This is a genomic window from Burkholderia sp. HI2500, assembly GCF_002223055.1.
In the GTDB taxonomy this organism is placed as follows: domain Bacteria; phylum Pseudomonadota; class Gammaproteobacteria; order Burkholderiales; family Burkholderiaceae; genus Burkholderia.
In genome coordinates this window covers 2,172,682-2,199,185 of sequence record NZ_NKFL01000006.1, presented here as the reverse complement: position 1 = coordinate 2,199,185, position 26,504 = coordinate 2,172,682, and the positions used below count along the sequence as shown (strand labels likewise).

The following is a 26,504-nucleotide window of genomic DNA, read 5'->3' as shown; positions in this document are numbered from 1 at the left end:
AGCGCTTTCGGCGCCAGGCAAATCAGGGTGGTTTAAATTTTGTCCAGATTTGGACAAATAGTCAATGAATCGACGGGACGGCGCGGGTGCGCGGTTTTGCTCACCACCCGTAGAAGCGCGGCCACGTCTGCGCGCCGCCGTCTTCGCCGATCGCCTGATATTCGGGATGTTGCGCCCCGGTGGCGCACGCGTGATTCGGCAGGATGCGCAGGCGGGTGCCGATCGGAAACCGTTGCGCGATGCCGGCGTCGGGCGTGCCTGCCCGCGACACGATCCCGTGCTCCTGGTTGGCGGCGCTCATCACGTAGTCGCCGAGCACGTCGCCTTGTTCGGTGCAAACCTGCCCGTAGCCGAAGTCGTGCGCCTGGCGCTGCGTGCCGCGGTCGCGGCTCATCGCCATCCAGCCGGCGTCGACGATCGCCCAGCCTTTCTCTTCCTGGTGCCCGATGACGGTGGTCAGCACCGACAGCGCGATGTCGGACAGGTCGCACACGCCGATGTTGTGCATCACGAGGTCGAACATCACGTACACGCCGGCGCGCACTTCGGTCACGCCTTCGAGGTGTTCCGCCGCGAGGGCGGTGGGGGTCGAGCCGATGCTCACGACCGGGCAGGGCAGCCCGGCGGCCCGGAGGCGCTCCGCCGCCCGCACGGTGCGGCTGCGTTCCTGCTCGGCGATCGCCGCCAGCGCGTCGGGCGTGTTGTATTCGTAGCTGGAGCCCGCGTGCGCGAGCACCCCGCCGAGCACCATCCCGCCGTCGACCAGCGCGCGGCCCACGTCGATCAGCAGGTCGGCGTCGGGCGGAATCCCGGAGCGGTGACCATCGACGTCGACCTCGATCCACACGTCGAAGCGCTCGTCGTGCGCGCGCCCGAATTCGGCGATCGCGTGCGCGGCCGGCAGGCTGTCGGCGACCAGCTTCAGGTCGCAGCCCTGCCGGCGCAGCGCGAGCGCCTGGCCCAGCTTCGCGGGCACCATGCCGACCGCGTAGACGATGTCCCGGATACCGTGCGCGAAAAACTGTTCGGCTTCCTTGAGCGTCGACACCGTGATGCCCTGCGCGCCGGCCGCGATCTGGGCATCGACGACGTGCGTGCATTTGGTGGTCTTGACGTGCGGCCGGAACCTGACGCCGAGTGCGTCCAGATGCGCCTGCATGCGGCCGATGTTGTGTTGCATGCGGCCGACGTCGATCAGGGCGGTCGGGGTGTTGAGGGTTTGAAGGTCCACGATGCGTTGCCTCGGAGGGTTGCCGATGTGGACACTGTAGGGCCGTCGATGAGTCTCGGGTTTAACGCATCGCTAATCCGGCATTAAAGGCTGTTTAATCGAATCGAAAGAATCGCATGGACCGTGGCGCGGCTCACGCGTCGCCGCGCCACGGCGGCGGGCTGAGAAACCGCGTCGCGGCTTCGAGAAACACCCGTTGCCGTGCGGAGCGGCCGGTGCGCGACGGCAGCAGCGCCGTCACGGGGGCGGGCGGCAGGTGCCAGTCGGGCAGTAACCGGACGAGCTTGCCGTTCGCCAGCAGCGGCGCGACGTCCCACTCGGAGCGCTCGACGATCCCGAGCCCGGCCAGCGCCCAATCCGTGATGACGGTGCCGTCGTTCGACGACAGCGCGCCGGTCACGCGGATCACGGCGGACCGGCGCGGTTCGCCCTTGACGTCGCCGCCTTGCGAGAAGCGCCAGCGCGGGATGTCCTCGTCGTTCTCGCGCAGGCACAGGCAGTCGTAGCGGGCCAGGTCGGACGGATGGTTCAGTTCCTTGATGCGGCGCGCATAGGCGGGGCTCGCGCACAGAAAGCGGTCATTGGGCGCGAGCGGATACCCGATCCACGACGACGACTTGAGGCTGCCGACGTGAACGACCACGTCGGCGCCCGGCGCGCTGGTCAACGGGCTCTCCGACAGGTGGAGCGCGATGTCGAGCTTCGGATGCGCGCGCTGCACGTCGCGCACGATCCGCGCGACGTACTTGCGGCCGAAGCCGAGCGGGGCGACGACGCGCAGCGTGCCGCGCACGTCGCCGTGGTCGCCCGAGATGCTGACCGGCAGCGCCTCCACGCGCTCGAGGATGTCGACGGCTTCCTGGTACAGCCGTTGCCCTTCGTCGGTCAGCGCGATCCCTTTCGGCTGCCGCACGGCGAGCCGTGCGTTCAGTCGCGCTTCCATCCGCTGCAGCCGAATCGTGATCGCGGGCGGCGTGAGATCGAGCAGCCGCGCGGCCGCGGCCAGCGAGCGCGACGTGCCGATCGCGCGGACGAGTCGAAGGTCGTCGAGGTCGAGCATTTCGTTTCTCTTAATGCTGGGTGTGCCGAGCATTAAACCGCACATCGCGACGCGAATCCATCGATGCTGCTGTGGATCGCGTCGGTCGCGCATCGAATCGGATTGCCTGGCTGCTTCGAATGACACGGCCCGCGGCGCCACGCACCGTTACCGGCCGAGCCCGACAATCAGCGACCGGTGCGCGGCGACCCCGGCCATCACCCCCGACGCCGATGCGAACGTTGCGTTGGTCATCGGCGTCGACGCGTCGCCGGCCGCGAACACGCCGGCGACGCTCGTCTGCTTCATTGCATCGACGCGCACGACCGGGCCGAGCGGCCCGTCGTCGAATGCACAGCCGAGCTGCTGCGCGAGATCGCTCGCCATCGCCGTGTGCGCGCCGACGAACAGCGCATCGATCGGCACGACCTGCCCGTCGGCGAGCCGCAACGCATCGATCCGCGGCGCATCGCCGAGGATTTCCACGACCGGCGACCGCTCGATGCGCACGCCGCGCGCATCGAGCAACGCGGCTTCTTCTTCGTTCGCTTCGACCACGTCCTGCGTGAACCACGTCGTCGGGCCCCAGTCCGGAATCAGGATCGCCTGATGCACCGACAGCGGATGCGTGGCGAGCACGCCGAGCCGCTGGCCGCTCACCTCGTATCCGTGGCAGTACGGACAATGCAGCACGCTGACACCCCAGCGTTCCGCAAGCCCCGGCAGTGCAGGCAATTCGTCGCGGATACCGGTCGCGAGGATCAACCGGTCGGCACTCGCCCGGCTGCCGTCGGCGAGCGTCACGTGGAAGCGGCCGTCCGCATCGCGCTCGGCCGTGCGCACGTCGCCTGCGATCCGCTGCACGGTGGGGTACGCGGCGAGCTGCGCGGCGGCTTCGTCGACGATCTGCGCGGGCGGCTTGCCGTCCTGCCCGAAAAAACCGTGCGCGTGCGCGGCAAAGCGGTTGCGCGGCCGGCCGGCATCGATCACGAGCACGCGGCGGCGCGCCCGCGCAAGCTGCATCGCGGCCGACAGCCCTGCAAAGCTGCCGCCGATCACGATCACTTCATGATGGCCATGCATGCACCGACTCCTTTCCTGAACCTGCGTGAATGACGGACGTGCTCCGATGGTGGTCGTCTCAACTCAACCCAACTCAAGAAACACGAGAAGTTGCATGATAGGGCGATGGTATCATTCACGCAACTTCAAAAGTTTCGAGAGAGGGGAGCACCGCTCGTGAGAACCGATAGCCGCTTGTCGCGGATGCTGCATGCGCTGATCCACCTGGATCAGGCCGACGGCCCGATGACGTCCGACGCGATCGCGACGATGTTGTGCACGAACCCGGTCGTCGTGCGGCGCCTGCTCGGCGGCTTGCGCGACTGCGGCTACGTGCAGTCGGAGAAGGGGCATGGCGGCGGCTGGGTGCTGAGCGTCGCGCTCGACGACATCACGCTGCTCGACGTCTATCGCGCGGTGGGCGAGCCGCCGCTGTTCTCCGATCTGGTGACCGACGACGAGGCCGAATGCCTGGTCGAGCAGGCCGTCAATGCGCACCTGTCGGCCACGCTGAAGGAGGCCGAGACGACGCTGCTCGCCCGCTTCGGCGAAGTCACGCTCGGCATGCTGTCGCGCGATTTCGACGCGAAGCACGCGAAGCGGCGCAAGCCGCGCTGACGCACCGCAGCATCGCCGTCGGGCGTCGCCAACGCGCGCGCCGACGCGGCCGAAAACACCGCGCCGCGATGTTCTGTCCCCCAACTTCTGCCCGGTTCGCCCGCCACAGGGCAAAATACGGGTTTTCCGCACCCGCGAGGGCGCGACCGAATCACGCGCCGGGCGGCGCCAGTGCGCCATCCGCACGCTGCCGCCGGGCGCCCAGGCAAGAAACGCTCGCCCAGTCGCGAGCCCACAGGAGTCCAGACCCCATGCCCGAATCCAACCTGTCCTTCTTCGGCCGGCTGTCGCTGGCCGTCGGCACGTTCTTCTCCGTGCTCGGCAACCGCGAGTTCGCGGCCGGCGTGCTGCGCGTGCGCGATGGCGCCCCGGCCCCGGTCGCGCCGGCCCCCGCCGCGGCCCCGGCCCCGGCGCCTGCCGCCGCGCCCGTGAAGGCGCCGGCGCCCGAGCTGAGCGAGGCGAGCCCGCAGGCTGCATTGCAACTGCTCGGCCTGCTGCAGCGCGATGCGCGCTTCATCGACTTCGTCGAGGAAGACATCGCCGGCTACGCGGACGCCGACATCGGCGCGGCCGCACGCCTCGTGCACGACGGCTGCCGTGCCGCGCTGCGCGAACATTTCACGATCGTGCCGGTGCGCGACGAAGCCGAAGGCAGCCGCGTGACGCTGCCGGCCGGTTTCGACGCGACGGCCGTGCGCGTGACCGGCAACGTGGTCGGCGCCGCGCCGTTCACGGGCACGGTCAGCCATCGCGGCTGGCGGGTCGCCGACGTGCGCCTGCCGAAGCTGACGGGCAGCCACGACGCGTCGGTCGTCGCACCGGCGGAGGTGGAACTGTGAGCGATCCGCGCTATTCGATCGGTATCGATCTCGGGACGACCCACTGCGCGCTGTCGTATGTCGACAGCGCCGCGAGCGACGGCGAAACCATCACGCAGCAGGTGCTGCCGATCGCGCAGCTCACCGCGCCCGGCGCGCTGGAGTCGCGCGACCTGCTGCCGTCGTTCCTTTACCTGCCGCATGAAAGCGAACTCACGCAAGGCGACCTGACGCTGCCGTGGACGGCCTCGCGCGCTTTCGCAGTCGGCGAAATGGCGCGCACGCGCGGCGCCGGCACGCCGATCCGCCTCGTGTCGAGCGCGAAGAGCTGGCTGTGCCACCCGGGCGTCGACCGCCGCGCGGCGATCCTGCCGAGCGATGCGCCGCCGGAAGTGGCGCGCGTGTCGCCGCTGGAAAGCTCGATCCGCTACCTGACGCACCTGCGCGAAGCGTGGGACCACGCGCATCCCGACGCGCCGTTCGCCGACCAGGACGTGACGGTCACGATCCCCGCGTCGTTCGACCCGGCCGCGCGCGAACTGACGGCCGAGGCCGCCCGCGCCGCCGGCTACTCGCGGATGACGCTGCTCGAAGAGCCGCAGGCCGCGCTGTACAGCTGGATCCAGAAGAGCCAGGGCGGCTGGCGTAAGCAGGTGCAGGTCGGCGACCTGATCCTGTGCGTCGACGTCGGCGGCGGCACGACCGACCTGTCGCTGATCGCGGTGGTCGAGCGCGACGGCAATCTCGAACTGCATCGCGTGGCGGTCGGCGAGCACATCCTGCTCGGCGGCGACAACATGGACCTCGCGCTCGCGCACGTCGTCGCGCGCAAGCTCGCGCAGCAGGGCACGCAGGCCGATCCGTGGCAACTGCGCGCGCTCACGTACGCATGCCGTTCCGCGAAGGAAACGCTGCTGTCCGACCCGACGACCGACGCGGTGCCGCTCGTCGTGCCGAGCCGCGGCTCGAAGCTGATCGGCGGGTCGATCCGCACGGAGCTGACGCGCGCCGAACTCACGCAGACGATCCTCGAAGGCTTCTTCCCGCAAGTCGACGCGGCCGCGCGCCCGGTGAGCCGCGCCCGTGTCGGCCTGACGCAGCTCGGCCTGCCGTATGCGCAGGACGCGGGCATCACGCGCCATCTCGCGGCGTTCCTCGGCCGTCAGGTCGCGGCGCTCGACTCGCTCGAAGGCGTGCAGCGCACGCTGCCGCAGGGCGCGACGTTCCTGCATCCGACCGCCGTGCTGTTCAACGGCGGCGTGTTCAAGTCGACGCTGCTCACGCAGCGCGTGCTCGATACGCTCAACAGCTGGCTCGCCGCTGAAGGCGCGCCGCCCGCGCGCCTGCTCGAAGGCGCGGATCTCGATCTCGCGGTCGCGCGCGGCGCCGCGTACTACGGCTACGTGAAGCGCGGCCGGGGCGTGCGCATTCGCGGCGGCACGGCGCGTGCGTACTACGTCGCGATCGAATCTGCGATGCCGGCCGTGCCGGGGCTCGAACCGCCGGTGCAGGCGCTGTGCGTCGCGCCGTTCGGCATGGAGGAAGGCTCGGACGCGGCGCTGCCGCCGCAGGAGTTCGGCCTCGTCGTCGGCGAACCGGTGCAGTTCCGCTTCTTCGGTTCGTCGGTGCGCCGCCAGGACCAGGTCGGCACGCTGCTCGACTACTGGTCGCCGGAAGAGCTGCAGGAGCTGGAGGAAATCCAGGCGACGCTGCCCGCCGAAGGGCGCACCGTCGGCGAGGTCGTGCCCGTGAAGCTGCATGCGCGCGTGACCGAAGCCGGCACGCTCGAACTCGAGGCGATCCCGAGCGGCACGGACGAGCGCTGGAAGGTCGAGTTCGACGTGCGCGGCGCCGCCTGAGCGCGATGAAGCGCTATACGGTCGGGATCGACCTCGGCACGAGCAATACGGTCGTCGCATACGTCGAGGCCGGTTCCGACGCGATCCGCGTGTTCGACGTCGAGCAGCTGGTCGGCCCCGGCGCGGTGGCCGCGCAGCCGCTGCTGCCGTCGGTGCGCTATCACCCGGCGGCGGGCGAGCTGCCGCCGGACACGCTGCGGCTGCCGTGGGTGGCCCACGCGAAAGCGAGCGCGGCCGGTGCGACGCCGGCCGTGATCGGCCGCTACGCGCGCACGCTCGGCGCGCAGGTGCCGGGCCGGCTCGTGACGAGCGCGAAGAGCTGGCTGTCGCACGCGTCGGTCGACCGGCTCGCGGCGATCCTGCCGTGGGGCGCGGCCGACGGCGTCGACAAGGTGTCGCCGGTCGACGCGAGCGCGAGCTATCTCGCGCACGTGCGTGACGCATGGGATGCCCGTTTTCCCGACGCACCGCTCGCGAAGCAGGACGTGATCCTGACGGTGCCCGCGTCGTTCGACGACGGCGCGCGCGCGCTGACGGTCGAGGCCGCGCGGCGTGCGAAGCTGCCCGCGCTGCGGCTGCTGGAAGAGCCGCAGGCCGCGTTCTACGACTGGCTGTACGGGCAGCGTGACACGCTGCGCGAGACGTTTGCCGCTGCGCGCCGCGTGCTGATCTGCGACGTCGGCGGCGGCACGACCGATCTCACGCTCGTCGATGTCGCGCCGGGCGACGACGGCGAGCCGACCTTCACGCGCGTCGGCGTCGGCAACCACCTGATGCTCGGTGGCGACAACATGGACCTCGCGCTCGCGCGCCTGGTCGAGTCGCGGCTGACCGAGCCCGGCACGCGGCTGTCGGCCGCGAGCCTGTCGCAGCTCGTCGAGCGTTGCCGTGCCGCGAAGGAGCGGCTGCTCGGCGACGATGCGCCCGAATCCGTCAACGTCACGCTGCTCGGCGCGGGCAGCAAGCTCGTCGGCGGCGCGCGCTCGGCCGAGCTGACGCGGCAGGAAGTCGAGCAGATCGTCGTCGACGGGTTCTTTCCGCAGGTCGAAGCCGGCGAGTTGCCGCGCCGTGCGCGCGCCGCGATCGTCGAATTCGGGCTGCCGTATGCGAGCGACGCGGCCGTCACGCGGCACGTCGCCGCGTTCCTGAATCGTCATGCGGAAGGCCCGCTGCCGGACACGCTGCTGCTCAACGGCGGCGTGTTCCGCGCGGGCGCGCTCGCCGACCGTCTCGCGCAGACGCTCGGCGCGTGGCGCGGCGCGCCGCTCGACGTGCTGCACAACGCGCATCCGGACGTCGCGGTCGCGCGCGGCGCGGTGGCCTACGGGCTCGCGCGCGCCGGTCATGCGCCGCGCATCGGCGGCGGTTCCGCGCGCAGCTATTTCCTCGTGCTCGACGATGGTGCCGAAGGCGCGGCCGTGCGCGGCGTCTGCCTGCTGCCGCGCGGCGCGGAAGAGGGCCACGAGATCCGGCTCGACGATCGCACGTTCGCGCTGCAACTCGGGCAGCCGGTGCGTTTCCACCTCGTGTCGACGGTGGCCGACACCGCATACCGGCCCGGCGATCTCGTCGATTTCGACGGCGGCGATTTCGTGCGGCTGCCGCCGATCGCGACGGTCGTCGACGCAAAAGTGGGCGGCGATGCGAGCGAAACACCGGTGAAGCTCACCGCGTCGCTGACGGAAGTCGGCACGCTCGAAATGCACTGCATCGCGACCGACGATGCATCGCGCCGCTGGCGGCTCGAATTCCAGCTGCGCGGCGATGCGCCCGTGCAGGGCGACGACGCTGCGCTCGCGCGGCATCCGCGGCTCGACCAGGCGCTCGAACTGATCGAGCGCTCGTTCGGCAGCAAGGCCGCCGGCGTCACGCCGAAAGACACGCGACGGCTGCGCGCGCAGCTTGAGCAGGTGCTTGGTGCGCGGGAAGAGTGGGACGTTGCGCTCGCGCGTGAATTGTTCGATGCGTTGCTCGCGCGCGCACGGCGCCGCCGGCGCTCGGCCGATCACGAACGTGCGTGGCTGAACCTCGCCGGCTATTGCCTGCGCCCGGGCTTCGGGCATCCGCTCGATGCATGGCGCATCGAGCAGCTGTGGCCGTTGTTCGACGACGGGATTCAGTATGTGACCGACGCTCAGGTGTGGTCCGAGTGGTGGACGCTGTGGCGGCGCGTGGCCGGCGGCCTCGACGACGATGCGCAGACGCAGGTGCGCGACGCGATCGCCTTCCTCGAACCGACCGACGACAAGCGGCGCAAGCTGCCGTTCGACCCGGGCAAGGTCGGGCCGGCCGATATGACGCGGTTGTCCGCGTCGCTCGAACGGCTGCCCGTCGAACGCAAGGTCGAGCTGGCCGAGCGGTTGATCGCGCAATTGCAGAAGCCGGCGGAGCGCACGCTGTGCGCGTGGGCGCTCGGACGCATCGGTGCGCGCCGGCCGTTCTACGGCAGCGCGCACAGTGTCGTGCCGGCGGAAGTCGCCACCGGCTGGCTCGATGCGCTGTTCGCGCTCGACTGGAAGCAGGTTGAACCGGCTGCGTTCGCGGCTGCACAGATTGCGCGGATGACCGGAGACCGTTCGCGCGACCTGCCGGACGATACCCGCGAGGCCGTGATCAAGCGCCTGTCGGCCGCGAATGCGTCGGCGGCATGGATCGACATGGTGCGCGAGGCCATCGCGTTCGACGAAGCCGACACGGTGCGTGTGTTCGGCGAAACGCTGCCGGCGGGGTTGAAGCTGCTGGCGGGGTGAGCAGCGCGGTGTGCTCCGGCATCATTCGGACGCCGGAGCATTGCGCGGCGTTGCCGATGCGGGCTGACGCTCACCGATTCAACGTCCTTCGAATACGCAAACGGCTGCCGTTGCATTGCATCGGCAGCCGTTTGTGCGTTGTGAGCGCGCCGATCACATCTGTGGCGTCGTCTCGCATGACGATGCGGCCGATTCCACGGCCATCACGTTCGGCGCCACCGCCCGCCGCGCCAGATGAATCCCCGCCAGCATGCAGCGCACCGAGCCGCCGGCCAGTTCGATCGTCGGCACGTCGAGCGGCAGCAGCCGTGCCGAACGCTCGATCGTCGCGCGCTGCACCGGCGTGAGGCAGTCGTACGCACGCCGCGACAGCGCGAGCACACGCCCTTCCTTGCCCGACAATTCCAGCGTATTGCCCGCGAAATTCGCGATCTGCGAGGCATCGAGCGCGATCACCGTGCGGCCCGTTTCGGCGAGACGCTGTGCGATCTCGTCACGACGACGGCGGTCGGCAATGAGTTCGAGGCCGACCATCGCGAACTCGGTCGCGACGCTCATCATCACGTTCGTGTGATAGATCGGCCGCCCGTCGGCATCGGCCGTATCGAAGCAGATCGGCTCGAAATTGAAGTGCGTGCAGAAGCGTTCGAGCGCGACCGGATCGGCGCGGCGCGAACGCGCGGTGTACGCGATCCGAGCGACGTGGTCGAGCACCAGCGCGCCGGTGCCTTCGAGGAACACGTCGTCGTATTCGAGGCCCGAGTAGTCGATCACGTCCTGCACGCGGTACTCGGCCTTCAGCATCTCGATCACGTCCGCGCGCCGCTCACGGCGCCGGTTCGGGCTGAACATCGGAAAGAGCGCGACGTGGCCGCCCGGATGCGTCGAGAACCAGTTGTTCGGGAACACGGAGTCGGGCGTGTCGCGCTCGCCGTGGTCGTCGAACACGTGCACGCGCACGCCCGCATCGGCGAGCGTCCGCGCGGCGGCCGTGACTTCGTCGCGCGCGGCGGCCGACACGGATGCCGCGCCGTGCGCGCCGTCGCCGCCGGCCGTGCGCTGGAACGCGTTGTCGGCCGCGGTCTGCGGGTTCGGCAGGAAGCGGTGCGGCCGGATCATCACGACGGCGGCCGGCGCCTGGATCGATACGAGATTCATGGAAGGCAGGAGCGAAAGGCAAGGGGCCGGGCGGCGCACGGGCCGCCCGGGGATGACCGTCAGCGCGCGAACGCGGCGACGGCTTCGGTCACGTATGCCGCGTGGCCCTGCGCGATCGCGGCCGGGTCGTCGATCAGCGCGAACAGGTTCTTCGGGTCGACGGCCGGCGGAATCAGCGCGATCTCGACGCCCGCGTTGTGCTGCTGCGCGAGCGCATACAGGTAGCGCAACGCCGAGTAATCCTCGAGCGCGAAGCCGACCGAGTCGAACACCGTGACTTCGTCCGCGCGTTCGCGGCCGGTCGTCTCGCCCTGCAGCACGCGCCACAGCTCGGTGACGGGGAAGTCGGCCGGCATCTGCTGGATCTCGCCCTCGATGCGCGACTGCGGCTCGAATTCGACGAACACGCGGCCCGCATGCAGCACGCCGGCCTCGAGTTCGGTCTTGCCCGGGCAATCGCCGCCCACCGCGTTCAGGTGCATGCCGGGCTCGATCATGTCGGCCGTGACGATCGTCGCGTATGCCTTGTCGGCGGTGACGGTCGTCACGATGTCGGCGCCGCACACGGCGTCGGCGGTCGACGCGGCGCGCACCACGCGCAACGCGGGGTAGGCGGCGAGGTTCTGCACGAGCTTGTCGGTCGCATGAGGATCGACGTCGAACACGCGGATTTCGTCGATGCCGAGCAGCGTGTGGAACGCGATCGCCTGGAATTCGCTCTGCGCGCCGTTGCCGATCAGCGCCATCGTGCGCGAATCAGGGCGGGCGAGGGCTTGCGCGGCGAGCACCGACGTGGCGGCCGTGCGCAGCGCGGTGGTCAGCGTGAGTTCGGCGAGCAGCAGCGGGTAGCCGGTATCGACTTCGGCGAGCGCGCCGAACGCCATCACCGTGTGCATCCCGCGCGCGGCATTGACGGGGTGGCCGTTCACGTACTTGAACGCGAACAGCGACGCGTTCGCGACGGGCATCAGTTCGATCACGCCGTCGCGCGAGTGGCACGCGACGCGCGGCGACTTGTCGAAGTCGGCCCAGTGCAGGTAATCGGCGCGCAGCGTGTCGACGAGCTCGCGGAGGAACGTCGTGACGCCGGTTTGGGCGATCAGTCGGGCGGTGGCGGGAACGTCGAGGAAGCGGGTCATACGTCTGTCTCCATATTCGTGGCCGGTACGGGTGCCCGGCGTTCTGATCGACCGGGCGGGGCTTCGGCGCGCATCCGGGCTTCCTGGAACAGCAGCGGCGCGGCGGGTCGGCCGGTCGATAGAGCCATTATTTCCGCGAGTCGAGCCAACAAAAAGACGGCAAAAGTGGCAGATTTATCGATAGACTTGGCAAATTGCTGGCCAGATATGGCAATTTGATTAAATTGCCTGGTCGGAATGCAAAGGCTCCGGCACGCTGGCGGCCGGTTCACGTTCAACAGGAAGGCCCGTTCATGATCACGCTCGACGACGTCGACCGGCAGCTCATCGCGCTGCTGCGCGACAACGCGCGACTGCCCGTCGTCGCGCTGGCGAAGGAATTGCGCGTCGCGCGCGCGACCGTGCAGAACCGGCTGACGCGGCTGGAGAAGAACGGCGTGATCGTCGGCTATACGGTGCGGCTCAAGCCGGCGGCCGAACGGCACCGGATCCGCGCGCTGATGTCGATCGCCGTGCAAGGCAATCGCGGCGCGGAAGTGGTGAAGGTGCTGCGCGGGCATCCGAACGTCGCGTCGATCCACAGCACCAACGGGCGCTGGGATCTCGTCGCCGAGCTGCATGCCGATTCGCTCGAGCACTTCGATCGCGTGCTCGGCGCGATCCGGCTGATCGACGGGATCGCGAATACCGAGACGAGTATTTTGCTGTCGACGCACAAGGCGTGACGCGGGCAGGCGGCGCCTGCGTCAGCGCTCAGGTTTGCTCAGGCGTCAGGCGCTGGTCGCCGATTCCGGAAATACCGGCTCACCTAGCGTCAGCATCAACCGGTTCGCCCACGCGAAGATCGCGACCGCGTGCGACAGGTCGAGAATCTCCTCATGTGTCAGCCCTTCGGCTTCCAGCGCGGCGATATCGCCCGCGTCGACCGTATCGGGCCGCTCCGTCAGCGCGATCGCATAGCGAATGATCGCGCGTTCGCGCGCCGTCGTGCCGGCCGTCGCCGGAGCGTCGAACACCTGCTCGATCGCGTCGGTGCGCTTCGCGAGCTGGGTAAAGCGCTGCGCATGCACGGACGCGCAGTACACGCAGCCGTTCACGCGCGACACGGCCGTGCTCGCCAGTTCGCGCTCCGCGCGCGACAGTCCGCCGGGGCCGTACATGATCGCGTTGAATACGCCCGAGCGTTGCCGCAGGATCTCGGGAAGATGGACGAGCAGCAGGTAATAGTCGGACGTCTTCGCTTGCGGGTGACTCGCTTCGAGCACGGCCAGCTGGTCGGGTGTCGCGGCATCGAGCGAGACGGTGTCGAGCCAGGCACGCCAGCCGAGCGTGTCGGACGTGAAGCCGTGCGTGGTCGTCGTCATGCGGCCTCCGCTGCGGCACGTGCCTGAAGCGCCTGCGCGGCCACCGCGACGCGCAACTGATACGCGACGAACGCGACGAGCTGCGACAGCGCGACGATCGCGGGCGTCGTGAGTCCGGCCGACTTCAGCGCGTCGAGATCGGACGGACGTGCATCGACCGGCGCGCGCGTCAGCAGGCGTGCATGCGCGACGATCGCGCCGATGCGGCGGGGCAAGGTGTCGAATGCATCAGCGTCCGCACGTGCGATATCGTCGAGCGTGCCGCCTGCGTCGATCAGTCGTGCGCGATAGGTGTCGGCCAGCACGCGAGCGTTCGATTTTTCTGCGACATACCGCGCCGCGTGCAGTCGTTCGATCAACGAAAGATCGGGCAACGCGGGATCGAACAGCGCCGCTTCGCTCAGCCGCGTATGGAGCAGCACCTTGTCGCGTGCGCGACGCAGCGCGGCGACGGCGTCGCCATCGCGCAGGCCGGCCACCGCATCGATCGTGTCCGGCGCATCGGCCGGCGTGATGGATTCAGTCATCGTTTCGGGTTCCCTTCGTCGTCAATGTGATCGATGAATGCGCGCTCATGCGTCGGCGTCGCGCCATTCGTCGCCTTGCAGTTCGGCGTTTGCATACGCGACGAGCGCGTCGTAGTGGCGATCGCGGTCCGCGTCGAACAGCCGGCTCGCGATCCCGCGCGCGAGCCGCCTGGCGCCCGCGCTGATGGCCGGGATATCGCCGGACAGCTTGCCGTGGCTCAGGCTCGCTGCATGGTTGAAGCAGTGAATTCGCGTGATGGCCGCACATGCGCCGGGCTCGCGCTCCTGGAACGCGAACGCGGGGCCGAGGTCGGGCGATTCGGCGAGCTCGTCGATCCACGTGCCCGGCTCCGGTCGATAGCGATCCTTCCAGCGCCGCACCTGCGCGCCGAACGACGCGAATTCCGCGCGCGTCGTCCAGTCCGAATGAAAACCGGTCGCGAAGATCAGGAAGTCGACCGTGTAGCGTCCGCGCGGCGTCGTCACGTCGAGGCCGTCCGCATGTTCCGCGAGCGTCTCGATCGGGCTGCCCGCATGAAAGTGCGCCTGTTCGTGACGCGACACGCGCAGCACGCTGTCGCGCGGCGGCGGCGTCTGCGACGTCAGCGCGTAGTGCATGAAGCGCCATTTCGTCGCGTCGTCGAGATCGGCGTAGCCATGCACGAGCCCCGGGCTGCCGATGCCCGTCAGCTTGTTGATGCGCGGAATGTCCGTGCGGCGGAAGAACAGGTCGACGCGCGCGGCGCCGGCTTCGAGCGCGGTGCCCGCATTGTCGAACGCGGACGCGCCCGCGCCGACCACGCCGATGCGCTTGCCCGCGAGCGCCGCGAAATCGATCGGCTCGGACGAATGGGCCCAGCGCGTGCGCGGCGCGCGTTGCGCGACGGGCGGTACGTACGGGCCGCCGAGCCCGTCGCGGCCGGTGGCGAGCACCACGTGCCGCGCGAGCAGCGTCTGCGCTTCACCGTTGCTGCGCACGTCGAGCGCGAGCAGGCCGTCGTCGCGCGGGCGCAGCGCGACGAGCGTGGTGTCGTTGCGCACCTGCAGGTCGAGCACGCGCCGGTACCAGCGCAGGTAGTCCATCCATTGCGTGCGCGGAATCTTGTAGAGCGCGTCCCACGCGTCGCGGCCGTATTGCGCTTCGAACCACGCGCGGAACGTCAGCGCGGGCAGGCCGAGCGCGGGGCCCGCGAGCTGCTTCGGCGAGCGCAGCGTGTCCATCCGCGCGAACGTGACCCACGGGCCTTCGTAGCCGGCCGGCGCGCGGTCGATCACGCACTGGTTGTCGATGCCGAGCAGGCGCAGTTCGGCGGACGCCGCGAGCCCGGCCATGCCGCCGCCGACGATCGCGGCGTCGAGCACGCGTGTGCCGTCGGCCTCGCGCGGCGGCACCCACGACGGTGCGGGCAGGTCGAGCCAGCGCAGGTCTTGCGCGAGCCGGGCTTCGAGTGCCTGCAATGGATCGGTCGTTGTCATGCGGCCTCCGGGCGGGTCCGGCGTGCACGCGTCGTGCGGGTTGCCCCACGCGGCGCGCGCTCGGCGCGCAGCCGGTCGCCGCGCAGCAGCGCGTCGTGCGCGGCGGCATCGTGGAAGATCACGTCGTCGAGCAGCGCGCGCGTCGTACGGTGCAACGCGTCGAGCAGCGCATCGACCGCTGACGTGCGTGCCTTGCCGGCGGGCGTCGCGACGCCGAACGCGAACGGGATGTCGACGTCGAGCGGGCGCGCGACGACGCCCTCCACCGGCAGTGCCACGCCCGTGGCCGGATCGACGATGCCGATCCCGATGCCCGCGCGCGCGGCCATCACCGCATTCAGCGACGCGTTGGTTTCGATGAACACGCGTGCATCGACCCGCGCGGCCGCGAATGCCGCATCGATCCGCTGGCGCAACCGGTGGCGGTTCGCGACCGTCACGATGCGGCGGCGCGCGAGGTCGCGCAGCGCGATGCGCGGCTGCGCCGCGAGCGGGTCGCCGGCCGGCAGCACGGCCACGCACGGCGTCTGCGCGATCCAGTGCACGTCGAGCCCCGCGTGCGCCATCGGCAGCGTGACGACGCCGACATCGGCCGTGCCGGCCAGCACCTCGTGCACGACATGCTCGGCCGATTCGCTGCGCAACTGGTAGTGGGGCGCCTGCGCGCCGTCGGGCAGCACGGCGAGCGCGGCCGGCACGAGCGTGGCCGCGAGCGAAGGTGTGGCCGCGATGCGCACGGGCTCGGCGCTTTCATCGCCGAGTGCCCGGGCGCGCGCCTCGATCGCGCGCAGGCCGACCAGCGAGCGTTCGACTTCCTCGTAGAGCAGGAATGCGCGCCGCGTCGGCGTGACGCGCGGGCCGTGCCGGTCGAACAGCGCGTAGCCGAGATCGGCTTCGAGCTCCTGGATCTGCCGCGTGACGGCCGGCTGCGAACGGCCGAGCAGTTCGCCCGCGCCGGTCACGCTGCCGGCCGACATGACTGCGGAAAAGGCTTCGAGTTGATGCAGCTCCATGACACCTTCCGATGATGCGATTTGCGCATTGTAGAAGTGTGAGCATGCGAGATTCATATAATGATTTTTGCTATCGACAGCGCGAAAACTGCGAAGGGCACGATCGTTGCGACGGCCGGTGGTGCGTGCCCGAGCGTGGGTTGCGATCGGCGCCGTGAACGAAACGCCAATCGAATCAACGCGATGCGTTGCATGCCGATACATCGCGCGAGGCGGGGAGTGCGGATGGCCGCTCGCCGGCATCACTCCTTCGCGCCGCGCACGATATCGATATGCGCAAAACTTCGTTGGATCGTCCTGAACCGGGTGGTTACATGCCCTCACTCTTTTCGACTGACTGAAGCTGGGGGACGCATGAACGTTTCGGGGAACGACGCACGCGGCGCATGGCGGCGCGTGCTGGGCACGGTGGCGGCGCTCGCTGCCGCATGGGGCTTGTCGACGGGCGGCGCGCTCGCGGCGGGCGTGTCGGGCGAGCCGGTGGTGATCGGCGTGAGCGGCCCGCTCACGGGCCAGGACGCGCAGTACGGCGAACAATGGAAGCGCGGCTTCGACCTCGCGCTCGACGAGATCAACGGCAGCGGCGGCATTCACGGCCGTCCGCTCGCAGTCGACTTCCAGGACAGCCGCAGCGACCCGCGCCAGGCGGTGGCGATCGCGCAGAAGTTCGTCGCCGATCCGCGCATCGCGATCGAGCTGGGCGACTTCTCCAGCGCGACGTCGATGGCCGCATCGCCGATCTACCAGCGCGGGCAGCTGATCCAGTTCGGCTTCACGAACTCGCATCCGGACTTCACGAAGGGCGGCGACTATCTGTGGAGCACCGCGCTGAGCCAGGCCGAGGAGCAGCCGCTGCTCGCGCGCTACGCGGTGAAGGAGCTCGGCTTCAAGCGGATCGCGGTGCTGTACCTGAACACTGACTGGGGCCGCACCAGCAAGGACATCTTCGCGAAGGCGGTGGCCGGGCTCGGCGCGCAGGTCGTCGCGGCCGAAGGCTATCAGCCGACGGAGAAGGATTTCCGCTCGACGCTCGTGCGCATCGGCGAATCGAAGCCCGATTCGATCGTGCTGATCTCTTACTACGCGGACGGTGCGCAGATCGTGCGCCAGGCGCGCACATCGGGGCTCACGCTGCCGATCGCGGCGGTTGGTTCGGTGTACTCGCCGAAGTTCCTCGAACTGGGCGGCACGGCCGTCGACGGCGTCTATACCGAATCGAACTTCTTCCCGGCCGAACCGCGCCCCGAGGTGCAGGCGTTCGTGCAGCGCTATCGCGCGAAATTCCACGCCGATCCCGATTCGTTCGTCGCGCGTGCATACGATGCGCTGATCCTGTCGGCGGAAGTGCTGCGCCGCTACGGCACGACGCGCCAGGCCGCGCACGACGGCTTCGCGAAAATCAGCGACGTGCCGAGCGTGATCTTCGGCAAGGTGCGCTTCGATCCGCAGACGCGCCGCGTCGCGGGCGCACGGACCGTGTATCTGGTCGTGAAGCAGGGGCAGTGGGCGCTGTGGGACGGCGCGAAACCGCAGCTCGCCGCGCGTTGAACCCGGCGCTGAACAGCATGCATGTAACGGACGCATCGTGATGGCTTCCTGGCTCGACTACACGCTCAACGGCCTCATCGTCGGCAACATCTACGCGCTGCTCGCGGTCGGGCTCGCGCTGATTTTCGGCGTGTCGCACCTGATCAACTTCGCGCACGGCTCGGTCTACATGGTCGGCGCGTTCATCGGCTGGCTGTGCCTGACGCGCTTCGGGCTGCCGCTGCCGGTCGCACTGGCGGCGGTCGTCGTCGGCTGCGGCACGCTCGGCATCGCGATCGAGCGGATCGGGCTGCGGCCGCTGCGTCACGCGGCACGCATCGCACCGCTGCTCGCGACGATCGGCATCAGCTTCATCCTCGACCAGCTCGCGCAGCTCGCGTTCGGCGCCGACCCGCGCGCGGTGCCGACGCCGCTGCCCGACTGGCACGTGCGGATCGCCGGCGCGACGCTGGGCTCGCTCGACCTGCTGATCGCGGGCATCGGTATCGCGGCGGCCGCGCTGTTGTACGGCTTCCTGCGCTTCACACGGCTCGGCTGGGCCGTGCGCGCGACCGCGCAGGATCGCGACGCGGCGCTGCAGATGGGTGTCGACGTCGACCGCGTGAACCAGACCGTGTTCGCGATCGCGTGCGCGCTCGGCGGCGTGAGCGGGCTGCTGGTCGGCATGTACTACAACAGCATCGATCCGGCGATGGGCTTCCAGGCCACGCTGAAGGGCGTGGTCGCGCTACTGATCGGCGGGCTCGGCAACGTGCCGGGCGCGATCGCGGGCAGCCTGCTGCTCGGTCTCGTCGAAAGCTACGGCGTCGCGCTGTTCGGCACCAGCTATCGCGACCTGTTCGCGTTCGGGCTGCTGATCGTGTTCCTCGTGTGGCGGCCGAACGGGCTGTTCAGCGCGAACCGCGCGCTGCCGCCCGAGCCGATGACGGGCACCTTCCTCGCGGCCGCGAAGGCCGTGCGCGTGCCGCGTCCGGTACTCGTCGCGCTGATCGTGGCGGCGGCCGTGCTGCCGTGGCTCGGCGCGTCGCCGTACGTGCTGCAGACGCTGACCAACGCGTGGCTGTACGGGCTGCTCGCGTTGAGTCTCACGCTGGTGGCGGGCACGGTCGGGCAGATCTCGCTTGGCCACGCGGCGCTGCTCGTGATCGGCGCGTATGCGTCGGCGCTGCTGTCGTCGGATCTCGGCTGGTCGCCGGCCGTGACGATTCCGTGCGCGGGCGTGATCACCGCCGTGCTCGGCACGCTGCTCGTGTATCCGGCGTTCCGGCTGCGCGGGCACTACGTGTCGATCGCGACGCTCGGCATCGGCGAAGTGGTGAGCCTCGTGATCCTGAACTGGGACGGCCTCACGCGCGGCCCGCTCGGCATCACCGGCATCGCGCCGCTGCCGTGGGCGACGACCGCGCGTGCCGCGTACTGGTTCACGTTCGCGGTGCTCGTCGTGTTCGCGCTCGTGCAGGTGCGGCTGCTGCGCTCGCATCTCGGCCGCACGCTGCGCGCGGTGCGCGAGGACGACGTCGCCGCGCGTGCGCACGGCATCGCACCGAACCGCTACAAGGCAATCGCGTTCGCGGTCGGCGGCGTTGCGGCCGGCGTGAGCGGCGGGATCGCCGCGCACCTGTACAGCTACATCAATCACCAGACCTTCGATTCGCAGGTGTCGATCCTCGCGCTGACGATGGTGATCCTCGGCGGGCTCGGCAACGTGCTCGGCGGCATCGCCGGTGCGATCGCGCTGATCGGGCTGCCCGAGCTGTTCCGCTGGGCGGCCGACTACCGGATGCTGATCTACGGCCTCGTGCTGTTGCTGCTCGTCCGGTTCCGGCCGCAGGGCCTGCTCGGCACGGTGTGAGGAGGAACGCGATGACCAACCATCAACCCCTGCTCGACGTGCAGGGTCTGACGCGCCGCTTCGACGGCGTGACCGCGCTCGACGGCGCGAGCCTGTCACTCGCCGAAGGCGAACTGCTGAGCGTGATCGGGCCGAACGGCGCGGGCAAGTCGACGCTGTTCAACCTGATCGCGGGCGCCGACCGGCCCGATGCCGGCCGCGTGACGTTCGACGGCCGCGACATCACGGGCACCGCGCCCGAACGCCTCGCGACGCTCGGCATCGCGCGCACGTTCCAGCACGGCCGCGTGTTCGGCAACCTGAGCGTGCTCGACAACGTGCTGATCGGTGCGCATGCGCGGCTGCGCGCGGCCCGGCCGGGCTGGCCCGCGCTGGGTGCCGCGGCCGAGGTGCTGCGCGCGCTCGTGCGGCCCGCATCGGTGCGGCGCGAGGAAGCCGCGCTGCGCGACGAGGCACGCGCGATCGTCGCCGGGTTCGGCGAGCGGTTGACGCCGCGCATCGATCATCCGGCGCACAGCCTGTCGTATGCGAACCGACGGCGCGTGGAGATCGGCCGCGCGCTCGCGCTGCATCCGCGCCTGCTGCTGCTTGACGAGCCGACGGCCGGGATGAACGAGACGGAGACGGCCGAGATGCTGCAACTGATCCAGTCGCTGAAGGCGCGCGGCCTGACGATCCTGCTGATCGAGCACAAGCTCGAACTCGTGATGCGCGTATCCGACCGCGTGATGGTGCTCGACAACGGCGTGAAGATCGCCGAAGGCGCGCCGCGCGACGTGCGGCACGATCCACGCGTGATCGAGGCGTACCTCGGCCGCCGGCATGCGGGCGGCGCGCCGGCCGACCGCACGGCACAGGCGGCCGCATGACGGCCCTTTCTTCCGGACCCGACACGACCATGACCGACGCGCTGCTGAAACTCAAACACCTGGACACGTTCTACGGGCCGGTGCAGGTGCATTTCGACGTGAACTTCGAAGTGGGCCGCGGGCAGATCGTCAGCCTGCTCGGCGGCAACGCGAGCGGCAAGTCGACGACGATGAAGCTGATCCTCGGGCTGATGCGGCCGCGCCGCGGCGTCGTGCGCTTCGACGGCGACGACGTGACGGCGCTCGCCACGCCGCAGCGCGTGCGGCGCGGGATCGCGGCCGTGCCCGAGGCGCGGCGGCTGTTCGGCGACATGAGCGTGCGCGAGAACCTGCTGATGGGCGCGTACACGCGTGGCGACCGTGCGGCGGTGGCGGAGGACTACGAGCGCGTGCTCGACCTGTTTCCGCGTGTGCGCGAGCGGCTGACGCAGCGCGCGGGCACGCTGTCGGGCGGCGAGCAGCAGATGCTCGCGATGGCGCGCGCGCTGATGGCGCGGCCGAAGCTGATCTGCATGGACGAGCCGACGATGGGGCTGTCGCCGCTCTACGTCGACAAAGTGCTCGAACTGATCGACGCGATCAACCGGCAGGGCGTGACCGTGTTCATGGTCGAGCAGAACGCGAGCCTCGCGCTGGAGATCGCGCACTACGGGTATGTGCTGCAGACGGGGCGCGTCGTGCTCGAAGGGGCCGCGAAGGCGCTGCTCGACGACGAGCGTGTGCGCGATGCGTATCTCGGCGGGGAGGCGGTGGCGGCGTAGCGGGCGGGGTGGCGGGGCAAAAAACGGCGATGCGCGCCGGATTGTCAGGTAGATTGGCGCTCAGTCGCCATCACCGCCACCGGGAGCGCCGCACCATGTTGACCTATTCCGTTCAGAAAGTCGGCTACGCATTCGAGCAACTGGATCCGCAGGGCGCGACGGATTATCCGTCGTTCACGCAGGCGTTCGACGCGTTCCCGTGGGCGGCGCAGCATGCCGAATGGGACGACACGCAGGAGGGCCCGTTGCCGGCCCTCGTGCTGCAGCATGCCGACGATCAGCGGGAGTTGTGGGTGACCGCGCTGCGCGATGCGCATGCGGACGGCTTCCAGCTGAATGCCGTCTCGATGCGGATGAAAAAGGGGCTGTTCGGGATCGGCAAGGGCAAGCTGGAGCAGCATGTCGATACGATCGACGTCGACACGCGCGCGGATGTCGATACGTTGTGCCGGCTGTTCTGCGATCGTCAGTACGACGAGCTGGACCGGCTGGTCGCGCGGCATGCGGAGCGCAACCGCTTCGATGACGACAGCGACGATTGAGTACATGTCGCGCGCGTGCATGAACCGGCCCGGGTCCGTCGGTTCATGCCTTCTTTTCGCCGCTTCCCGCCGCGCGCGGAAACGTCAGCACCACCGCAAACCCGCCCGCCTCGGGAAATGCAAACCCGACACGCCCGCCGTGCGCCTTCATCACTTCCTGCACGATCGCGAGCCCGAGGCCCGACCCCGTGCGCCGCTCGCTGCCGTCCGGTGCGATCCGCACGAACGGTTGCAGCGCGGCATCCCAGTGCTCGCGCGGAATCCCGCGGCCGTTGTCGGTGACGGTCAGCGTCACCGCATCGTCCGCGTTGCCCTGCGTCGCGACCGAGACGACGATGTCGTCCGCATGACCGTGCAGCAGCGCGTTGTGCAGCACGTTCGACAGCGCTTCCTGCAGGCTGATCGCGTCGCCGTCGATCCACGCGAGCGGCGCGTCGCTCGCGAACGCGACGGCGACATCGCGCTCGCCCGCGAGCGGAATCGCGCGGCCGAGCACGTCCTTCGCGAGCGCGACAAGTTCGACCGGTTGCAGCGGCACGGCCTCGGTGCGATGAATCACCATCGCATGATTGAGCAGCTGGCCGGTGAGCCGGCCGACGTCCGACGAGGTCGCACGCAGCGCATCGAGCCGCGCTGCGTGACGCGCGGGATCGGCTTCGCCGTCGAGCAGCTCGATCTGCGCGTCGAGTCGCGCGAGCGGCGTGCGCATCTGATGCGCGGCATCGGCGATGAAGCGCTGCATCGCGTTGATCCGCTCGGCGAGACGGTGGATCAGCCCGTTGATCGACCCGATGATCGCGTCGATCTCGCTCGGCGTGTCGACGGCCACTGGCCGCAGGTCGGCCGGGTCGCGCGAGGCGATGATCGTGCCGATCTGCGCGAGCGGACGCAGGCCTCGCCGGATCGCGAGGCCGCTCGCGCCGATCGCGAGCACGCTCATCAGCAGGATCAGCGTCCACACCTTGATGCTCATGTCGTTCGTGAGCTGCTGGCGCGCGTTGGTGGTTTGCGCGACCGTCACGAGCGCCCAGCCCGGCGTGCTTTCCTCGGGCATGTAGCGCGCGATGGTCGCGGTGCGGATCCGGTGCCCCTGGTACAGGCCGTTCGCGAACGCGGGGCCCTGTTTCGCGGCGGCGAGCGTCGCGGGGCTCGCGAGATCGTTGTAGCCGGCCACGACGATGCCGCGCGAATCGACCACCTTGTAGTAGACGAGGTCGTAGCGCGACAGCGTCGACAGCGCGGCCACCGGCGGATTCAGCGCGAGCACGCCGCCCTGCACGTAGAGGTTTTCCGCGACCTGGATCGATGCGCCCGCAAGCAACTGGTCGTACGCGCGTTCGGCCGCGACGCCCGCGTAGTAGCGGGCGATCGCCGCGAGCGCGAGCGCGCCGGTCGCGACGACGAGCGCGATGAAGAGCAGCGTGCGCCCGAACAGCGTCTTCGGGAACCAGTCAGTGCGCCGCAATCTGATACCCCATCCCGCGCGCGGTGCGGATCTCGACCGAGCTGCCCTGCAGCTTCTTGCGCACGCGGGTCACGTATTGCTCGACCGCGTTCGTGGTCGGCTCGTTGCCGAAGCTGAACAGCTGGTTCAGCAGTTCGTCCTTCGAGAAGATCCGCTGCGGGCGGCTGGCAAGGATCTCGAGCAGCGCGAATTCCTGGCGCGACAGCGACAGCGGCTGGCCGTCGAGTTCCGCGAGACGGCTGCTGCGGTCGATCACGAGGCCGCCGAGCGTCAGCACGTCGTTCGCGTGGCCGCTGTTGCGGCGCAGGAGCGCCTGCACGCGCGCATCGAGCTCGCGGTAGTCGAACGGCTTCACCAGGTAGTCGTCGGCGCCGAGGCCGAGGCCGCTTACGCGGTCGTCGATCGCCGAGCGCGCGGTGACGAGCAGCACGGGCGTCGTGCTGCCCGATGCGCGCAGGTGGCGCAGCACCGTGAAGCCGTCCATGCCGGGCAGGTTCGCGTCGAGCACGACGAGGTCGAAGCGCTCGACGCGCAGCAGCCCGTGCGCGGTCGCGCCGTCGGTTTCGAGATCGACGGCGTGGCCAAGCCGCGCCAGGCGGCTGCGGATCGCCGCGCCGATTTCGGCATCGTCCTCCACGACGAGAATGCGCATGGTGCCGTTTCGCAGGTGGGTGGGTTAGGGGTTTTCCCGGGGCCGGGATGTCAGCATTTTCTCAGACTCGGTCGATAACCTGTGTCGAGCCGGACGTTGCAAGGACGGCCATTAATACCAGAACCACAGGAGACGGCAACATGCAGCAGCAAACGGGTGCGACGAACGCGCGGTGCAGCGCGTCGCCGGCCGGTGCTCGCCGGTGCGGCGACGCGGGCCCCAGCCGCCTGGCGTTTGCCGCTCGTGCCGCTCGTGCCGCTCGTGCAGGGAAGGCCGGCGCATGACGACGTCGCCGCGCCGCCGCGCGTTGATCGCCGCCGGCCTCGGCGTGCTCGCCGCGCCTGCGCTCGTGCGCGCGAAGCCGCGCACAGTGCGGATTTCCAAAGGCTATGGCGTGCTGTACCTGCCGCTGCTCGTGATGGAGAAGCAGCGGCTGTTCGAGCGGCACGCGGCGCGCCACGGTGTGCGCGACGTCGCGGTCGACTGGGTGCTGCTCGACGGCGGCAATTCCGTCAACGACGCGATGATGGCCGGCACGCTCGATTTCGCCGGCGCCGGCGCACCGGGTTTCATCGAGCTGTGGGCGCGGGCGCGCGGCATTCCGAACGTCGAGGTGATCGGCATCAGCGGGCTGTCGACCACGTCGCTGTCGCTGAACGCGAACCGGCCGGGGCTCGTGTCGCTGCGCGACTTCACGCCGGCCGACCGGATCGCGGTGCCGGGCATCCGCACGTCGTTGTCGGCGGTGGTGCTGCAGATGGTCGCGAGCCGGCAGCTCGGCCCGACGCATTTCGCGCAGCTCGATTCGATCACCGTGAACCTGCCGCATCCGCAGGCGATGCAGGCGCTGATCCGCCGCGAGAACGGCGTCACCGCGCACTTCACGTCGCCGCCGTTCTCGACGCTCGAGCTGCGGCAGCCGGGTATCCACCGCGTCGTGAATTCGGTCGACGTGCTCGGCCCGCTGACGCTCGACGTCGTGTTCGCACCGAAGCGGCTCGCCGATACGGAGCCGGCGCTGGCCAGCGCGTTTCTCGGCGCGCTCGACGAAGCGAACCGCCTGATCGCGCAGGACCCGCGCGCGGCGGCCGCGCTCTATGCGGCGTCGTCGGGTGTCGGCGTGTCGCACGACGACGTGATCCGGATGCTCGCCGCGCCGGACACGCGCTTCTCGGTGCTGCCGAACCAGCTGATGGACTACGTCGAATTCCTGTACCTCGCCGGCACGATCAAGGCGAAGCCGCGGGCGTGGCACGAGATGTTCGCGCCGATGCTCGACGACTATCGATCGGGTTGATGCCGCCGCGCCCTTTCATCGAAATGCCCCGCGCCCGCGCGCTTGTCGCGCGCAGCGCCGATTCAACCACTATGCAACCGCTTCACGCAAGGAGCCTCAAGTGAACGCCACCGAAACCCTGGACCCCGCGTCCGCCGAAGAGCAGCGCATCATGTCGAAGATGGCGCGGCGCCTGCTGCCCATCCTCGTCGTGATGTTCCTGATCGCGTTCATCGACCGGCAGAACGTCGGCTTCGCGAAGCTGCAGATGGTGCACAGCCTCGGGATGACGGAGGCCGCGTTCGGGCTCGCGTCGTCGCTGTTCTTCATCGGCTACCTGCTGTTCGAGGTGCCGAGCACGCTCGCGCTGCATCGCTACGGCGCACGCGTGTGGCTCGCGCGGATCATGCTGACGTGGGGGCTCATCACCGTGCTGATGGGCTTCACGACGTCGATGCCCGCATTCTGCGGGCTGCGCTTCGTGCTCGGTATCGCCGAGGCCGGCTTCTATCCGGGCGTGATCTACTACCTGACGCTGTGGTTCCCGCAGAGCTACCGCGCGAAGGTGCTCGGCATCTTCACGCTCGGCAGCGCGCTCGCGAACATGCTCGGCTCGCTGGTCGGCGGCGTGCTGCTGAGCCTGAACGGCGTGTGGGGGCTGGCGGGCTGGCAGTGGGTGTTCGTGGCGACGGGCATCCCGGCGGTGATCGTCGCGGTCGTCGTGTTCCGCGTGCTGCCCGCGTCGGTGCGCGACGCACGTTTCCTCGACGACCGCGAGAAGCAGATCGTCGAGGCCGCGCTCGAACGCGAGAAGCCGGCGAAGGCCGAGCATGGGCAGCCGTGGAAGGCGCTGCTCGATCCGCGCGTGATGCTGTTCGCGGCGACCTACATGCTGATGTCGACGTCGCTGTACGGCGCCACGTACTGGCTGCCGACGCTCGTGAAATCGTTCGGCGTGTCGAGCAGCATGAACGGCTTCCTGAGCATGCTGCCGTGGGCGCTCGCGGTGCTGCTGCTGTTGTGGCTGCCGGCGAAGCTGCGCCGCGCGAAGAGCATCCTGCGCACGATCGCGATCGTCGCGGCGCTCGGTGCGCTCGGCTTCCTGCTGAGCCTCGTGCTGCCGTCGACGCCGCTGCGCTTCATCGCGCTGGTGCTCGGTGGCGCATGCATCCCGCTGCTGTATCCGTGCTTCTGGTCGATGCCGCCGCGTTACTTCACCGGCGCGCGGGCGGCGGCGAGCGTCGCGGCGATCAACTCGATCGGCAACCTCGGCGGCTTCTTCAGCCAGAACCTGATGCCGTTTGCCGGCAAGGTGACGGGCACCGCGTTCGGCCCGATGATCGTGCCGATCGTGTGTCTCGCACTGCTCGGGATCGGCGCGCTGGTCGCGTGGACGCGCTCGGAGCGGGGGATGGTGGCGGCGCGCGCGTGAGGGTACGCGGCGTTATCGCATCATCAACGGGTTCCCGACGAACGCACCACCGC

23 protein-coding genes are annotated in these 26,504 nt (G+C 69.6%); 12 read left to right on the top strand and 11 right to left on the bottom strand.

From position 1 onward, the window contains the following. Positions 1-100 precede the first annotated feature (100 nt). The 3 genes from CFB45_RS27545 to CFB45_RS27535 all read right to left on the bottom strand — a co-directional run bounded on the left by CFB45_RS27545 (position 101) and on the right by CFB45_RS27535 (position 3,353). Entirely contained in the window at positions 101-1,231 is a 1,131-nt protein-coding gene (locus tag CFB45_RS27545) for a DSD1 family PLP-dependent enzyme (protein WP_089428260.1), read from the bottom strand. Between the two features lie 133 nt (positions 1,232-1,364). After that, positions 1,365-2,291, bottom strand: a complete 927-nt coding sequence (locus CFB45_RS27540; protein WP_089428259.1) for a LysR substrate-binding domain-containing protein — start codon at positions 2,289-2,291, stop codon at positions 1,365-1,367. A 147-nt stretch (positions 2,292-2,438) separates the two neighbouring features. Then, positions 2,439-3,353 (bottom strand): NAD(P)/FAD-dependent oxidoreductase, encoded by a 915-nt coding sequence (locus CFB45_RS27535; protein ID WP_089428258.1) that lies wholly within the window; start codon positions 3,351-3,353, stop codon positions 2,439-2,441. Between the two features lie 156 nt (positions 3,354-3,509). Between CFB45_RS27535 and CFB45_RS27530 the strand changes: the two genes are divergently transcribed. From CFB45_RS27530 to CFB45_RS27515, 4 genes are all read left to right on the top strand, one after another. Beyond that, positions 3,510-3,950 carry an RrF2 family transcriptional regulator gene (locus CFB45_RS27530; protein WP_089428257.1) on the top strand — a complete coding sequence of 147 codons (441 nt, stop codon included), beginning with the start codon at positions 3,510-3,512 and terminating at the stop codon, positions 3,948-3,950. Between the two features lie 251 nt (positions 3,951-4,201). Continuing rightward, on the top strand, positions 4,202-4,789 hold the full coding sequence (locus CFB45_RS27525) for a DUF2760 domain-containing protein (protein WP_089428256.1): 588 nt from the start codon (positions 4,202-4,204) through the stop codon (positions 4,787-4,789). After that, entirely contained in the window at positions 4,786-6,627 is a 1,842-nt protein-coding gene (locus tag CFB45_RS27520; RefSeq protein ID WP_089428255.1) for an Hsp70 family protein, read from the top strand. The genes CFB45_RS27525 and CFB45_RS27520 overlap by 4 nt, the downstream gene beginning before the upstream one ends. Positions 6,628-6,632: 5 nt before the next feature. Further along, positions 6,633-9,377, top strand: coding sequence for an Hsp70 family protein (locus CFB45_RS27515; protein ID WP_089428254.1), 2,745 nt, complete (start codon positions 6,633-6,635; stop codon positions 9,375-9,377). A gap of 153 nt (positions 9,378-9,530) precedes the next feature. Here the strand turns inward: CFB45_RS27515 and ctlX are convergent, their stop codons facing one another. Further along, positions 9,531-10,535: a citrulline utilization hydrolase CtlX gene (gene ctlX, locus CFB45_RS27510; protein ID WP_089428253.1), complete on the bottom strand. Its 1,005-nt coding sequence runs from the start codon at positions 10,533-10,535 to the stop codon at positions 9,531-9,533. 59 nt (positions 10,536-10,594) lie between these two features. Beyond that, positions 10,595-11,674 carry an ornithine cyclodeaminase gene (locus CFB45_RS27505; protein WP_089428252.1) on the bottom strand — a complete coding sequence of 360 codons (1,080 nt, stop codon included), beginning with the start codon at positions 11,672-11,674 and terminating at the stop codon, positions 10,595-10,597. A gap of 293 nt (positions 11,675-11,967) precedes the next feature. On the opposite strand from CFB45_RS27505, the gene CFB45_RS27500 reads away from it, so the two are divergent. Next, a complete protein-coding gene (locus CFB45_RS27500; RefSeq protein ID WP_006479718.1) occupies positions 11,968-12,399 on the top strand; it encodes an Lrp/AsnC family transcriptional regulator in 432 nt (143 codons plus the stop codon). Positions 12,400-12,444: 45 nt separating this feature from the next. On the opposite strand, the gene CFB45_RS27495 is transcribed toward CFB45_RS27500, so the two are convergent. From CFB45_RS27495 to CFB45_RS27480, 4 genes are read right to left on the bottom strand one after another with little or no spacing between them, the layout of a single operon-like run. Then, positions 12,445-13,038 (bottom strand): peroxidase-related enzyme, encoded by a 594-nt coding sequence (locus CFB45_RS27495; RefSeq protein WP_089428251.1) that lies wholly within the window; start codon positions 13,036-13,038, stop codon positions 12,445-12,447. After that, positions 13,035-13,565: a CMD domain-containing protein gene (locus CFB45_RS27490; RefSeq protein WP_089428250.1), complete on the bottom strand. Its 531-nt coding sequence runs from the start codon at positions 13,563-13,565 to the stop codon at positions 13,035-13,037. The genes CFB45_RS27495 and CFB45_RS27490 overlap by 4 nt, the downstream gene beginning before the upstream one ends. A 45-nt stretch (positions 13,566-13,610) precedes the next feature. Then, positions 13,611-15,041 (bottom strand): NAD(P)-binding domain-containing protein, encoded by a 1,431-nt coding sequence (locus CFB45_RS27485; RefSeq protein ID WP_089428249.1) that lies wholly within the window; start codon positions 15,039-15,041, stop codon positions 13,611-13,613. Further along, positions 15,038-16,054, bottom strand: coding sequence for a LysR family transcriptional regulator (locus tag CFB45_RS27480; RefSeq protein WP_089428248.1), 1,017 nt, complete (start codon positions 16,052-16,054; stop codon positions 15,038-15,040). The genes CFB45_RS27485 and CFB45_RS27480 overlap by 4 nt, the downstream gene beginning before the upstream one ends. 354 nt (positions 16,055-16,408) lie before the next feature. Here CFB45_RS27480 and CFB45_RS27470 point away from each other — a divergent pair, with 354 nt between their 5' ends. The 5 genes from CFB45_RS27470 (at position 16,409) to CFB45_RS27450 (ending at position 21,626) form a co-directional block, all read left to right on the top strand. Continuing rightward, positions 16,409-17,602 carry an ABC transporter substrate-binding protein gene (locus CFB45_RS27470; protein ID WP_089428247.1) on the top strand — a complete coding sequence of 398 codons (1,194 nt, stop codon included), beginning with the start codon at positions 16,409-16,411 and terminating at the stop codon, positions 17,600-17,602. Positions 17,603-17,642: 40 nt separating this feature from the next. Continuing rightward, positions 17,643-19,454 carry an ABC transporter permease gene (locus CFB45_RS27465; protein ID WP_089428246.1) on the top strand — a complete coding sequence of 604 codons (1,812 nt, stop codon included), beginning with the start codon at positions 17,643-17,645 and terminating at the stop codon, positions 19,452-19,454. Between the two features lie 11 nt (positions 19,455-19,465). After that, a complete protein-coding gene (locus tag CFB45_RS27460) occupies positions 19,466-20,323 on the top strand; it encodes an ABC transporter ATP-binding protein (RefSeq protein ID WP_089428245.1) in 858 nt (285 codons plus the stop codon). After that, entirely contained in the window at positions 20,320-21,084 is a 765-nt protein-coding gene (locus tag CFB45_RS27455) for an ABC transporter ATP-binding protein (protein WP_089428244.1), read from the top strand. The genes CFB45_RS27460 and CFB45_RS27455 overlap by 4 nt, the downstream gene beginning before the upstream one ends. Before the next feature lie 95 nt (positions 21,085-21,179). Continuing rightward, the gene (locus CFB45_RS27450) at positions 21,180-21,626 is read left to right on the top strand and encodes a hypothetical protein (RefSeq protein ID WP_089428243.1); all 447 of its coding nucleotides are present in this window, start codon (positions 21,180-21,182) and stop codon (positions 21,624-21,626) included. 43 nt (positions 21,627-21,669) lie between these two features. Here CFB45_RS27450 and CFB45_RS27445 read toward each other — a convergent pair whose 3' ends face one another. Further along, a complete protein-coding gene (locus CFB45_RS27445; RefSeq protein WP_089428242.1) occupies positions 21,670-23,091 on the bottom strand; it encodes a sensor histidine kinase in 1,422 nt (473 codons plus the stop codon). After that, complete coding sequence (locus CFB45_RS27440; RefSeq protein WP_069250848.1) at positions 23,078-23,743, bottom strand: response regulator transcription factor; 666 nt, start codon at positions 23,741-23,743, stop codon at positions 23,078-23,080. The genes CFB45_RS27445 and CFB45_RS27440 overlap by 14 nt, the downstream gene beginning before the upstream one ends. Positions 23,744-24,023: 280 nt before the next feature. Between CFB45_RS27440 and CFB45_RS27435 the strand changes: the two genes are divergently transcribed. After that, positions 24,024-25,040, top strand: coding sequence for an ABC transporter substrate-binding protein (locus tag CFB45_RS27435; RefSeq protein ID WP_089428241.1), 1,017 nt, complete (start codon positions 24,024-24,026; stop codon positions 25,038-25,040). 100 nt (positions 25,041-25,140) lie between these two features. Next, positions 25,141-26,451, top strand: a complete 1,311-nt coding sequence (locus tag CFB45_RS27430; RefSeq protein ID WP_089428240.1) for an MFS transporter — start codon at positions 25,141-25,143, stop codon at positions 26,449-26,451. Positions 26,452-26,504 lie beyond the last annotated feature (53 nt).